This window comes from Pseudomonas putida (assembly GCF_026625125.1).
In the GTDB taxonomy this organism is placed as follows: Bacteria; Pseudomonadota; Gammaproteobacteria; order Pseudomonadales; family Pseudomonadaceae; genus Aquipseudomonas; species Aquipseudomonas putida_X.
Genome location: NZ_CP113097.1, coordinates 4,457,432 through 4,470,254 on the forward strand (window position 1 = coordinate 4,457,432; position 12,823 = coordinate 4,470,254).

At 64.5% G+C, this 12,823-nt stretch carries 12 protein-coding genes; 9 read left to right on the plus strand and 3 right to left on the minus strand.

Annotated features, from left to right (window positions below; genetic code table 11):
- Positions 1 to 46 precede the first annotated feature (46 nt).
- Positions 47 to 1,051: a GTP 3',8-cyclase MoaA gene (moaA, locus tag OSW16_RS20485; RefSeq protein WP_241806009.1), complete on the plus strand. Its 1,005-nt coding sequence runs from the start codon at positions 47 to 49 to the stop codon at positions 1,049 to 1,051.
- A 20-nt stretch (positions 1,052 to 1,071) separates the two neighbouring features.
- Positions 1,072 to 1,971: a bestrophin family protein gene (locus tag OSW16_RS20490; protein ID WP_267818048.1), complete on the plus strand. Its 900-nt coding sequence runs from the start codon at positions 1,072 to 1,074 to the stop codon at positions 1,969 to 1,971.
- 22 nt (positions 1,972 to 1,993) lie between these two features.
- Here the strand turns inward: OSW16_RS20490 and moaB are convergent, their stop codons facing one another.
- Entirely contained in the window at positions 1,994 to 2,533 is a 540-nt protein-coding gene (gene moaB, locus OSW16_RS20495; protein WP_267818051.1) for a molybdenum cofactor biosynthesis protein B, read from the minus strand.
- 139 nt (positions 2,534 to 2,672) lie between these two features.
- Here moaB and OSW16_RS20500 point away from each other — a divergent pair, with 139 nt between their 5' ends.
- Positions 2,673 to 3,560, plus strand: a complete 888-nt coding sequence (locus OSW16_RS20500) for a LysR family transcriptional regulator (RefSeq protein WP_267818053.1) — start codon at positions 2,673 to 2,675, stop codon at positions 3,558 to 3,560.
- On the opposite strand, the gene OSW16_RS20505 is transcribed toward OSW16_RS20500, so the two are convergent.
- Positions 3,548 to 4,330 carry an AraC family transcriptional regulator gene (locus OSW16_RS20505; RefSeq protein ID WP_267824066.1) on the minus strand — a complete coding sequence of 261 codons (783 nt, stop codon included), beginning with the start codon at positions 4,328 to 4,330 and terminating at the stop codon, positions 3,548 to 3,550. The genes OSW16_RS20500 and OSW16_RS20505 overlap by 13 nt on opposite strands.
- A gap of 285 nt (positions 4,331 to 4,615) precedes the next feature.
- Here OSW16_RS20505 and OSW16_RS20510 point away from each other — a divergent pair, with 285 nt between their 5' ends.
- The 5 genes from OSW16_RS20510 (at position 4,616) to OSW16_RS20530 (ending at position 11,078) form a co-directional block, all read left to right on the plus strand.
- The gene (locus OSW16_RS20510; RefSeq protein ID WP_267818055.1) at positions 4,616 to 6,229 is read left to right on the plus strand and encodes an APC family permease; all 1,614 of its coding nucleotides are present in this window, start codon (positions 4,616 to 4,618) and stop codon (positions 6,227 to 6,229) included.
- Positions 6,230 to 6,251: 22 nt separating this feature from the next.
- Entirely contained in the window at positions 6,252 to 7,178 is a 927-nt protein-coding gene (locus OSW16_RS20515; RefSeq protein WP_267818057.1) for a 4-hydroxyproline epimerase, read from the plus strand.
- A 40-nt stretch (positions 7,179 to 7,218) separates the two neighbouring features.
- Positions 7,219 to 8,166 carry a dihydrodipicolinate synthase family protein gene (locus OSW16_RS20520; RefSeq protein WP_267818059.1) on the plus strand — a complete coding sequence of 316 codons (948 nt, stop codon included), beginning with the start codon at positions 7,219 to 7,221 and terminating at the stop codon, positions 8,164 to 8,166.
- Positions 8,167 to 8,250: 84 nt separating this feature from the next.
- Positions 8,251 to 9,828, plus strand: coding sequence for an aldehyde dehydrogenase (NADP(+)) (locus tag OSW16_RS20525; RefSeq protein WP_267818061.1), 1,578 nt, complete (start codon positions 8,251 to 8,253; stop codon positions 9,826 to 9,828).
- A 2-nt stretch (positions 9,829 to 9,830) separates the two neighbouring features.
- A complete protein-coding gene (locus OSW16_RS20530) occupies positions 9,831 to 11,078 on the plus strand; it encodes an NAD(P)/FAD-dependent oxidoreductase (RefSeq protein WP_267818063.1) in 1,248 nt (415 codons plus the stop codon).
- 234 nt (positions 11,079 to 11,312) lie between these two features.
- On the opposite strand, the gene xenA is transcribed toward OSW16_RS20530, so the two are convergent.
- Entirely contained in the window at positions 11,313 to 12,404 is a 1,092-nt protein-coding gene (xenA, locus tag OSW16_RS20535) for a xenobiotic reductase XenA (RefSeq protein ID WP_267818065.1), read from the minus strand.
- A gap of 49 nt (positions 12,405 to 12,453) precedes the next feature.
- Between xenA and OSW16_RS20540 the strand changes: the two genes are divergently transcribed.
- The gene (locus tag OSW16_RS20540; protein WP_267818067.1) at positions 12,454 to 12,789 is read left to right on the plus strand and encodes an ArsR/SmtB family transcription factor; all 336 of its coding nucleotides are present in this window, start codon (positions 12,454 to 12,456) and stop codon (positions 12,787 to 12,789) included.
- The last annotated feature ends 34 nt before the right edge of the window (positions 12,790 to 12,823 follow it).

The window sequence follows — 12,823 nt, forward strand, 5'->3', positions numbered from 1 at the left end:
CAGGTTATAGCGTGGAACCAGTCCCCCTCCCTTGCCGAGCGCGAACGTGGAACAGAACAGCCGGGCCCTGATCGACGGCTTCAACCGGAAAATCGACTACCTGCGGATGTCGGTCACGGACCGCTGCGACTTCCGTTGTGTCTATTGCATGGCCGAAGACATGCAGTTCCTGCCGCGCCAGCAGATCCTCAGCCTTGAGGAACTGTTCCAGGTAGCCGAACGCTTCGTCGCCTTAGGCACCCGCAAGATCCGCCTTACCGGTGGCGAGCCGCTGGTACGCCAGGGCATCGTCGACCTGTGCGGGCGCATTGCCGCCCTGCCCGGCCTGCGAGAGCTGTGCATGACCAGCAACGGCTCGCAGCTCCCGCGCCTGGCCCAGCCGCTGTTCGACGCAGGCCTGTCACGCCTGAACATCAGCCTCGACAGCCTCGATGCAGAACGTTTCAAGCAACTGACCCGCACCGGCGACCTGGCCCAGGTGATTGCCGGTATCGACGCGGCCCGCCGCGCGGGGTTTCAGCGCATCAAACTCAATTGCGTGGTGCTCAAGGGGCGTAACGACGATGAGCTGGTCGACCTGGTGCGCTTTGCCATCGACCGCGAACTGGACATCACCTTCATCGAAGAAATGCCGCTGGGCGTGATCAGCGAGCACGAACGCGGCGAGTCGTTCTGCTCCAGTGACGAAGTACGCGCGCGGCTGGCCGAACATTTCACCCTGATCGAATCGACCGAGTCGTCCCAGGGCCCGGCGCGCTACTGGCGCCTGGCAGAAGCGCCGAGCACCCGTGTCGGCTTCATCTCGCCGCACAGCCACAACTTCTGCGCCACCTGCAACCGTGTGCGCCTGACCGTCGAAGGCCGGCTGTTGTTGTGCCTGGGCAATGAACATTCGATGGACCTCAAACAGGTGCTGCGTGCCCACCCGGGTGATGCCGAGCGGCTGGAAAAAGCCATCCGCGATTCGCTGCACCTCAAGCCCTATCGCCATCATTTCGAGGTCGGTGGCGATGTGCAGATCCTGCGCTTCATGAACATGACCGGCGGCTGACCCGCCGTCTCTGGATCGCCATGATCGTCCACTCCCGCCCCGACGTGTTGCGCGTGCTGTTCACCCTCAAGGGTTCGATCGTCAAGCGCATTGCCTTGCGCTGCCTGACGGTCACCTTGCTCGCCGCCCTGATCGTGCTGGTCGAACGCCACTTCCCGGCGTTTTTCTACCCCGTCAGCGCTACCCCCTTCACGCTGCTTGGCCTGTCGCTGTCGATCTTCATGAGCTTTCGCAACAACGCCTGTTACGACCGTTGGTGGGAGGGGCGCAAGGCCTGGGGGAAGATGATCATCGAGGCCCGCTCGTTCATACGTGAAAGCGGGGTGATCACCGATGAAAAGCTGCGCGCCGAGTTGCTGCGCAGCCTGTGCGGCTTTGCCCATGCGCTCAATGCCCGGTTGCGCAATGAGGATGAAGTGGCCGCCGCCCGGCCGTGGCTGGCCAACCCTGCTGCGATCCGCGCGCACAATGTCTGCGACGGTATCTTGCAGGAGGTTGGCGCCCACTGCTCACGCCTGGCCGAACAGCAGCACATCAGTGAATGGCGCTACAGCCTGTTGGAGCAACGTCTGGTCGGGCTGTCGGAGGTGCAGGCCACCTGCGAGCGGATCAAGGGCACACCGCTGCCCTTCCCCTATACCCTGCTGCTGCACCGCACCATCTACATCTTCTGCCTGCTACTGCCGTTCGCCCTGGCCGAGCCGCTGGGCTGGCTGGCGCCGCTGTTTACTACCATCGTGGGGTACACCTTCTTCGGGCTGGATGCCATCGGCAATGAACTTGAAGACCCGTTCGGGCGAGACGAGAACGACCTGCCGACCGATGCCATGGTGCGCACGGTCGAGCGGGATGTGCTGGGGGCCTTGGGCGTGGAGCCGCTGCCACCGGCGTTGCAGCCAGTGGAGCATGTGCTGAGCTGACTGGCCCTAGCGCCGGGGCTGTTCAACCGCGCGTTGTGCAGGGCGCGGTGGGCTTGAGGTGCTTCACAAAATTACAAGGCTGGTGCCGCGCATCCAGCTGCTCTGCCAGGATGCCTTCCCACGCCGTGCGGCAGGCACCGGTAGAACCTGGCAGGCAACACACCAGGGTGCCATTGGCCATCCCGGCCGAGGCGCGGCTCTGCAAGGTCGAGCTACCGACATCGAGAATGGACAACGCCCGGAACAGCTCGCCGAAACCGTCGATACGCCGATCGAACAGGCACTCCACCGCTTCGGGTGTGCTGTCCCGGCCGGTGAAGCCGGTGCCGCCGGTGATCAGCACCACCTGCACCTGGTCATCGGCAATCCAGGTGGCCACCTGGGCGCGGACCTTGTACAGGTCGTCCTTGAGCAGCGCGCGCGCCACCAGGCGATGGCCGACCTGCACCGGGCGGCTGGCGAGCAGCTCACCGGAGGTGTCGTTGTCGTAGGTGCGGGTGTCGCTGACCGTCAGAACGGCGATATTGAGCGGAACGAAGACCGCATCGGGTTGAACACGCACAGTGAAGCTCCTTGTATGGCAGGCTCGTTACGCTAGAGACATGACCAGAGCGCGTCCAATCGATATGCCGTACCGCCCGATCAATGACATCTATCGCTGACTTGGTTAAGGTCAGCACACCAAGGCCCCAGGCACTCCCATGGACATCAAGCAGCTCAAGTTTCTAATCGCCCTCGACCAGACCCGCCACTTCGGCCAGGCCGCGGCGCTGTGCCATATCACCCAGCCGACCCTGTCCATGCGCCTGCGCAACCTGGAGGACGAACTGGACCTGGTGCTGGTCAAGCGCGGCCAACGCTTCGAGGGCTTCACCGAAGCCGGCGAGCGCATCCTGGCCTGGGCCCGCACCCTGCTCGCCGCCCATGACGGCCTGCAGGCCGAGGCGGCCAGTTGCCGTGGCCAAGTGGTTGGTAGCCTGCGCTTGGGCACCGTGCCGTTGGCCAGCTTCAACCCCATGCAGTTGCTGCTGCCGCTGCGCGAAAAATACCCGGAGCTGCAGTTTCAGCTCAGCTCCCACAGCACCGAACAGATCATGGATGGCCTGAGCCGCAACCAGCTCGATTTGGGGATCTGCTATCTGGACCAGGTCAACGCCAACTTCTTCGAGGTGATCGAACTGGGCACCACCACCATGGGCCTGCTGCACGATACCCGGCATTTCCAGTTCGAGGCCGACACCTTGCGCTGGGAGGACCTGGGCGAAATCCCTCTGGGCCTGCTGAGCAAGGGGATGCACTACCGTCAGTCGCTCGACCTGAGCTTTCGCAGCCGCAGCCTGGAACCCAATGCCGTGCTGGAAAGCGACTCGAGCTTCCAGTTGGTCCAAGCCATCAATACCGGGGTGTGCTGCGCAATCATGCCGCTCGATTGCGGGTTGGAAGACCTGAGCGAGCACATGCGCATCGTCCCGATCACCGACGCCAGCATCCACAGCCCCGTCGGCCTGCTGCTGCGCCGTAGCGAGCCGCGCTCGGCCATTGCCGAACAGTGCTTTGACGAGGCCCGCACCCTGTTTCAACCCTCCTGAGCCGCAGTCGCCTGGCGGTACTGGCGCGGGGTGAAACCGGTGAGTTGCTTGAACTGCCGGCTGAAGGCGCTGTGGTCGGTGTAGCCGCACTGCAGCGCCACTTCGGTGATCGGCAAGTCGCTGTGCAGCAGCCGATGGGCATGTTCCAGCCGCGCCTTGTGAATCATTTGCCGGGGTGTGAGATGGAACACACGCTTGCAGTAACGCTCCAGTTGCGCGACGGAAATGCCGGCAATGCGGGTCAGCTCGCCCATGCTGATCGGCTGGTGAAAGTGCTTACGAATGTGCTCGTCCACCGCGGCCAGGCGTTGATAGGCGGGGTGGCTGTCGGCGGCTGATTGCAGGTCGACCGAAATGCCGACCAAGCCGAGGATCTCGCCCGCCCGGTTGTACAGCGGTCGCTTGTGGGTCAGGCACCAGCCTGCTTCACGGCTGCCGTACAGGTGCAACTCAAGCTGGTCTTCCAGCACCAGCCCATCCTTGAGCACCCGGCGGTCCTGCTCGGTATAGCCGGGGCCCAGTTGCGCCGGGAAGACTTCGGCGCTGGTCTTGCCCAACAGTGGCTGCAGGCGCTTGAGGCCGCAGCGCTGGACCAGGGTGTTGTTGGCCAGCACATAGCGGGCATCCGGATCCTTGATGAAGATCGCGGCGTTGGGGATGGCATCGAGGATCGGCAGCAGCAGGGATACCCCCGCGAGCAGGTCCTGCAGGCTAGCGGGGCGATGCTGGTCGAGGTTCTGGTACAGGGCTGCCAGTGTGGCGTCGGCCATCATTCAATTCTCTAGTAGGGGCACCGGCGCCATCGCCGGCAAAACTCTCAAACCCTTGAACAACAGGGCCTCCAGCCTATCGAGCCTGGTGAATGACGCGCCAGCCTTTTCTACGATTGTGCCGATTTCGTCATCCCCACTGCGGAAAACCATCAAGAACCGTGGCCCCGTTCGGTCCACTCTATGCCCCACGCAAGCCGTCCAAGACCTACAAGAGCGCGGCCCCAGAAGCCGCACCTGGTGACATCAGACCTGCCTATCCAAAACCTACAAAAAGGCGACCCCATGTCAGGCAAATTCAAGAAACAGCTGTCCTTGCTGGACCTCACGTTCATCGGCCTCGGCGCCATCTTCGGCTCCGGCTGGCTGTTCGCCGCCAGCCACGTGTCGGCCATTGCCGGGCCGGCCGGCATCCTCTCCTGGTTCCTCGGCGGCTTCGCCGTACTGCTACTGGGCATCGTGTACTGCGAGCTCGGCGCCGCGCTGCCACGCGCCGGGGGTGTGGTGCGCTACCCGGTGTACTCGCACGGCCCACTGCTCGGCTACCTGATGGGGTTCATCACCCTGATCGCCTTCTCTAGCCTGATCGCCATCGAAGTGGTCGCCTCTCGCCAGTACGCGGCGGCCTGGTTCCCCGGGCTGACCGAGGCCGGCTCCAGTGTCCCCACCGTGCTCGGCTGGTTGGTGCAGTTCGCCCTGCTGGGGCTGTTCTTCTTCCTGAACTACCGCAGCGTCAAGACCTTCGCCAAGGCCAACAACCTGGTCAGCGTGTTCAAGTTCATCGTGCCGCTGCTGGTGATCGGCGTGCTGTTCAGCTTCTTCAAGCCAGAGAACTTCGAGGTCCAGGGCTTCGCCCCGTTCGGCATGTCCGGGGTAGAAATGGCTGTGTCGGCGGGCGGCATCATCTTCGCTTACCTGGGCCTGACACCGATCATCTCGGTGGCAAGCGAAGTCAAGAACCCACAGCGCACCATCCCCATCGCGCTGATCCTCTCCGTGCTGCTGTCCACCGCGATCTATGCGCTGCTGCAACTGGCCTTCCTCGGCAGCGTGCCAACCGAAATGCTGAGTGACGGCTGGGCCGCGGTGACCAAGGAACTGGCCTTGCCCTACCGCGACATCGCCCTGGCACTGGGCGTAGGCTGGCTGGCCTACCTGGTGGTGGCCGATGCGGTGATCTCCCCCAGCGGCTGCGGCAACATCTACATGAATGCCACGCCGCGTGTGGTCTACGGCTGGGCCCAGACCGGCACCTTCTTCAAGTACTTCACCCGTATCGATGCAGAATCCGGCATCCCGCGCCCGGCCCTGTGGTTGACCTTCGGCCTGTCGGTGTTCTGGACCCTGCCGTTCCCCTCGTGGGAAGCGCTGATCAACGTGGTATCCGCTGCCCTGGTCCTGAGCTACGCCGTGGCCCCGGTCACCGTTGCCGCCCTGCGCCGCAATGCGCCACAGATGCCGCGCCCGTTCCGGGTCAAGGGCATGGCCGTACTCGGCCCGCTGTCTTTCATCATCGCCGCGCTGATCGTGTACTGGTCGGGCTGGAACACCGTGTCGTGGCTGCTGGCCCTGCAGATCGTGATGTTCGTGCTGTACCTGCTGTGTGCTCGTTTCGTCCCCACCCAGCACCTGTCGCTGGCCCAGCAGGTGCGCTCCAGCGCCTGGCTGATCGGCTTTTACGCGGTGACCATCCTGCTGTCGTGGCTTGGCAGTTTCGGCGGCCTGGGCGTGATCGGCCACCCGTTTGACACCGTAGTCGTCGCGGCCTGCGCGCTGGGCATCTACTACTGGGGCGCCGCGACTGGCGTGCCTGCCCACCTTGTGCGCCTGGAAGGTGAAGACGAAAGCGAAGCCAGCGCTGACACCGCTACCTGCCGCCCTGCTGCCGTTGCTTCCTGATCTTTTACGCAAGGAACAAGCCATGAAACAGATTCACGTCATCGACTCTCACACTGGTGGCGAACCGACCCGCCTGGTGATGAAGGGCTTCCCGCCACTGCACGGCCGCAGCATGGCCGAACAGCGCGACGAACTGCGCGAGCTGCACGACCCCTGGCGCCGCGCCTGCCTGCTGGAGCCACGTGGCAACGATGTACTGGTCGGCGCGCTGTACTGCCCACCGGTTTCGGCCGACGCGACCTGCGGGGTGATCTTCTTCAACAACGCCGGCTACCTGAACATGTGCGGCCACGGCACCATCGGCCTGGTCGCCTCGTTGCAGCACCTGGGCCTGATCGAACCGGGCGTGCACACGATCGACACCCCGGTCGGCCAGGTCAGCGCGACCCTGCATGAAGACGGCGCCATCACCATCGGTAATGTGCCCTCCTACCGCTATCGCCAGCAGGTTGCAGTGGACGTGCCCGGCCATGGCCTGGTGCGCGGCGACATCGCCTGGGGCGGCAACTGGTTCTTCCTCGTTTCCGAACACGGCCAACGTATCGAGCTGGACAACCGTGAGGCCCTGACCGAGTACACCTGGGCCATGCTCAAGGCACTCGAACAGCAGGGCATCACCGGTGAAAACGGCGCAGCCATCGACCACGTCGAGCTGTTCGCCGAGGACGCCAACGCCGACAGCCGCAACTTTGTGATGTGCCCCGGTAAAGCCTACGACCGCTCGCCCTGCGGCACCGGCACCAGCGCCAAGCTGGCCTGCCTGGCCGCCGACGGCAAGCTTGGCGAAGGCCAGACCTGGGTCCAAGCCAGCATCACCGGTAGCCAGTTCCATGCCCGTTACGAGCGCGACGGCGAGCGCATTCGCCCGTTCATCACCGGCCGCGCCTACATGACCGCCGACAGCACGCTGCTGATCGACGAACAAGACCCCTTCGCCTGGGGCATCTGAGCCCCGACGTTTTCGCCCCCTTTCGCCAGGAGTAACAACAATGACTGATAGCATTTTCACCGGCACCATGCCCGCCCTGATGACCCCGTGCACCGCCGCGCGCAAACCGGACTTCGACGCCTTGGTGCGCAAAGGCCGCGAGCTGATCGAGGCCGGCATGAGCGCCGTGGTGTACTGCGGTTCGATGGGCGACTGGCCACTGCTCACCGAAGCCGAGCGCCAGGAGGGTGTGGCCCGCCTGGTGGCCGCCGGCATCCCGACCATCGTCGGCACCGGCGCGGTGAACACCCGTGAAGCGGTCTCTCATGCCGCTCACGCGGCCAAGGTCGGTGCCGCCGGCCTGATGGTCATCCCCCGTGTGCTAAGCCGCGGTGCCTCGCTGATCGCCCAGAAGCACCACTTTTCGGCCATCCTCGCTGCCGCACCCAAGCTGCCAGCGGTGATCTACAACAGCCCCTACTATGGCTTTGCTACACGCGCCGACCTGTTCTTCGAGCTGCGCCGCGAATACCCGAACCTGATCGGCTTCAAAGAATTCGGCGGTGGTGCCGACCTGCGCTACGCCGCCGAGCACATCACCTCCAAGGATGACGACGTGACCCTGATGGTGGGCGTGGACACCCAAGTAGTGCATGGCTTCGTCAACTGCAACGCCACCGGCGCCATTACTGGCATCGGTAACGCCCTGCCGCGTGAGGTGCTGCACCTGGTAAGCCTGAGCAAGCAGGCGGCCAAGGGCGATGCGCAGGCCCGTCGCCTGGCCCGCGAGCTGGAAGCGGCGCTGGCGGTGCTGTCGTCGTTCGATGAAGGCTGCGACCTGGTGCTGTATTACAAGCACCTGATGGTGCTGAACGGCGATAGCGAGTACAGCCTGCACTTCAACGAAACCGATGTGCTGACCGACGCCCAGCGCAACTATGCCGAACAGCAGTACGCGCTGTTCCGCAACTGGTATGCGAGCTGGTCGGCCGAACAGAACATCGCCTGAGCCGCCAGTGCTTTCTTTGTGGGAGCGGCCTTGCCCGCCCCCACGACGCCCTTGATACCCGAATCTGATTTCCAAGGAGGCTACATGCCCCTCACAGGCAACCTGCTGATCGGCCAAACGCCGGTAACCGGCAGCCGCGAAGCGATCCGCGCCATCGACCCGGCCACCGGCCAGGCGCTGGAGCCGGCCTACCTGGGCGCCAGCGATGAGCACGTGGCCCAGGCCTGCGCCCTGGCCTGGGCGGCGTTCGATGCGTACCGCGAAACCACGCTCGAACAACGGGCACAGTTTCTCGAAACCATCGCCACGCAGATCGAAGCGCTGGGCGAGCCCCTGATCGACCGCGCGGTGGCCGAGAGCGGCCTGCCGAAAGCGCGCATCCAGGGCGAGCGTGGCCGCACCTGTACCCAGTTGCGCACCTTCGCCCGTGTAGTGCGGGCCGGTGAGTGGCTGGATGTGCGAGTCGACAGCGCCCTGCCAGAACGCCAGCCCTTGCCGCGCGCCGACCTGCGCCAGCGCCAGGTTGCCCTTGGGCCGGTAGCCGTGTTTGGTGCCAGCAATTTCCCGCTGGCCTTCTCGGTGGCCGGTGGCGACACCGCCTCGGCGTTGGCTGCCGGCTGCCCAGTGGTGGTCAAGGCCCATAGCGCCCACCCTGGTACCAGCGAACTGGTTGGCCAGGCAGTGGCGCAAGCGGTGCAGCTGTGCGATTTGCCGGCCGGCGTATTTTCGCTGTTGTATGGCTGCGGCCATGAAGTCGGCGTTGCGCTGGTCAGCGACCCACGCATCAAAGCCGTTGGTTTTACCGGCTCTCGCAGCGGTGGTATCGCGCTGTGCAAGGTGGCCCAGGCACGCCCGGAACCGATCCCGGTGTACGCCGAAATGAGCTCGATCAACCCGGTGTTCCTGTTCGAGGCCGCCCTGCAGGCCCGCGCCGAGGCGCTGGCACAAGGCTTCGTCGCCTCACTGACCCAAGGTGCCGGCCAGTTCTGCACCAACCCCGGCCTGGTGATCGCCCGCCAAGGGCCGGCGTTACAGCGGTTCATCGACGCGGCAAGCGAACACGTTGGCCAGGCCGCTGGGCAAACCATGCTCACACCGGGCATCTTCAGTGCTTACCAAGCCGGTATCGGTGGCATGGCGGAAAACGCCAATGCCCAGGTTGCGGCCAGTGGTCAGGCTGGACAAGGCCCTAACCAATGCCAGGCGCAGTTGTTCGTGACCGAGGCCGAAGCCTTCCTGGCCGACCCAACCTTGCAGGCCGAGGTATTCGGCCCATCGTCACTGGTGGTGGCCTGCGCGAGCGATGAACAGGTAGGCCGAGTGGCCGAGCATCTGGAAGGCCAATTGACCGCGTCTTTGCAACTGGACGATGCCGACATCGACCGCGCCCGCGTGCTGCTGCCAACCCTTGAACGCAAGGCCGGGCGCATTCTGGTCAATGGCTGGCCGACCGGTGTCGAGGTGTGCGATGCCATGGTCCACGGCGGGCCGTTCCCGGCCACCTCCGATGCCCGCACCACCTCGGTGGGCACGGCGGCGATCCTGCGCTTCCTGCGCCCGGTGTGCTACCAGGACTTCCCCGATGCGCTGCTGCCGCAGGCGTTGAAACACGGCAACCCGCTGCAGCTGCGGCGCCTGCTCGACGGCACCCGGGAAGGCTGAACATGGTCGACACCTCTGAAGCCGACATCGCCGTGGTCGGCGCCGGCATTGTCGGCGTCGCCTGCGCCCTGCAACTGGCCCGCCAGGGGCGCCAGGTAGTGCTGTTCGACCGCCAACCGCCCGGCCACGGAGCCTCGTACGGCAACGCCGGGCACCTGGCCACCGAGCAGGTGTTCCCCATCGCCGACCTATCGATACTCAAGCGCCTGCCACGCATGCTGCTGGACCCGATGGGCCCACTGCGGTTGGACTGGAAATACCTGCCCAAGGCCCTGCCCTGGTTCGCCCGCCTGCTGCTCAACCTGCGCCCGGAGCCCTTCCAGCGCAGCGTGGCCGGCATCCGTACGTTGAACGAAGGCAGTCTGGGCGCCTGGCAGCGTTTGCTCGGCTCCATCGGCCGCAGCGAACTGTTCAAGGAAGACGGCTCGTTATTGGTGTTCGAGCGCGCCGATTCGCGCTCGGCACTGGAGGCGTTGTTGGCCCGGATGCAGCAACAGGCGGTGCCGGCCGAATTCTGGTCAGCCGACACGGTGCGCGCTGCTGCGCCGGAGTTGTCCCCGTCCATCCTCGGTGGCTTGTTTTTCCCCCGTACCGGGCATTTCATCGACCCTTACCGTGTGGTCATTGAGTTGTTCGAAGCCGCCAAGGCGGCTGGCGTACGCTTCGTCCAGGCGCAGGTCGATGGCGGGCAACTCAATGGCAATGGCGTGCAGCTCAACAGCGTTCAGGGTACGTTCCATGCGCGCCAGGTGCTGATCAGTTGCGGCGCGCACTCAGCGCAACTGACCACGGCTCTAACCGGCATAAGCGTCCCGCTGGATACCGAGCGTGGCTATCACTTGATGCTGCCTGGCGAGCACCAGCGCTTGCCATTCGCCGTCACCTCGCTGGAGCGCAAGTTCATCATGACGCCGATGGCCGAGGGCTTGCGCCTGGCTGGTACGGTGGAGTTCGCCGGGCTCGATGCACCGCCCAGCATGCAGCGGGCGTGGCAGTTGCACCGCTTGAGCAAGGGTTTGTTCCAGCGCGAATTGAATGCCGAAGGCGCGACGCCGTGGATGGGGTTTCGGCCTTCGCTGCCGGATTCGCTGCCGGTGATCGACCGGGTGTGTGATGGGCGCGTACTGCTAGCGTTTGGGCATCAGCACCTGGGCTTGACCCAAGCGGCGGTGACAGCGGAATGGGTGGGTGGGTTGGCTGAAGGGGAGCCTCGGGCCGAGTTGAAGCGTTACCGGCTGGATCGGTTTTGAGACGGGGCCGCTGTGCGGCCCAATCGCCGGCAAGCCGGCTCCCACAGAATGGACTGCCCCCAAGAAGTTGGACACCAATTGTGGGCCGGCAAGCCGGCCCACCGCGACCGCGCAGTTCTTCAAGTCAGCGCTTTACCTGTGTGAGCAACGGTCTTACCCATTTCTAAAAGCCGGCGCAATCCAAGTGGGAGCCGGCTTGCCGGCGATTGGGCTGCGCAGCAGCCCCTGCAGCAATCAGCGATAACGCTCAAGCCAGTGCGCGTAAGGCGCAGGCAACGTCCACGAAGCTTTGTCGACGCCCAGTTCCTTGGCCGCGAAATACGCCCAGTGCGGGTCGGCCAGGTGCGCACGCCCCACCGACACCAGGTCGAGCTGATTGGCCTTCAACGCCCCTTCCGCCAACTGCGGCGTACCGAAGCCCCACGCCGAAGTCACTGGCAAACCCGCCTCACGACGCACACGTTCAGCGATCGGCCCCATAAAGGCCGGGCCCCATGGAATGTTGGTTTCCGGGATGGTGAAGCCAACGCTGACACTGAGCAGGTCCAGACCACCAGCCTTGAACAGCCGGGCCAACTCGATGGACTCCTCCAGCGTCTGCTCGTCACGGCCGTCGTATTCCAGCACGCCAAAGCGGGCGGTCAACGGCAGGCTTTCCGGCCACACCTCGCGCACGGCTGCCAGGGTTTCCAGCAGGAAGCGGCTGCGGTTCTCGAAGTTGCCGCCGTAGGCATCGGTGCGCTGGTTGGAGTGCTCGGAGAAGAAGCTCTGCCCCAGGTACCCGTGAGCGAAGTGCAGCTCGATCCATTCAAAGCCTGCATCACGCGCCCGGCGTGCCGCATCGACGAAGTCCTGCTTGACCCGGGCAATGTCGTCCAAGGTCATTTCACGTGGCACTTTCGGCAGGTTGGCGCCGAAAGCGATGGCCGACGGGGCGATGGTGGCCCAGCCTCGCGCGTCATCCGCAGCGATATGGTCGTCACCTTCCCACGGGCGGTTGGCACTGGCCTTGCGCCCCGCGTGGGCAATCTGGATGCCCGGCACCGAGCCTGCCGCCTTGATCGCCTGCACCACCGGCACGAAGGCCTGGGCATGGGCGTCGCTCCAGATACCGGCACAACCAGGGGTGATGCGCCCTTCTGGCGCCACCGCAGTGGCTTCGACCACCAGCAGGCCGGCGCCACCACGGGCCAGGCCAGCATAATGCACCTGATGCCAATCGTTGATGACACCGTCCTCGGCCATGTACTGGCACATCGGCGGAATGGCGATGCGGTTACGCAAGGTCACGTCTTTGAGGGAATAGGGTTCGAACAGTGCAGACATGGAAAACTCCGGGGTCATCTGAATACGATAGTTCGATCATAATCGAACTATGGCAATTAATGAAACCCCCGTTATCATGACGCCCATGCGAGCCTACAAACATCCCACCGCTGAAGACCTGATCCTCGAGCGCCTGCTGTATGCGCTGAGCGACCCTGTACGTATGGAAATCGTGCGCCACCTGGCGGGCGTGGCGGAAGCCAGCTGCGGCGAGCTGGACGGTGGCCGGCCGAAGTCCAGCATGTCCCATCATTTTCGTGTGCTGCGCGATGCGGGGCTGGTGCAGACACGCAATGTCGGCACCACGCATATGAACTCACTGCGCAGCGAAATGCTCGAGGCACGCTTCCCCGGTTTGCTGGAGTGCATTTTGCGTCAGCGCTGAGCCAAGGCTGACAGCGCGGCCGGAACAGGCAAAA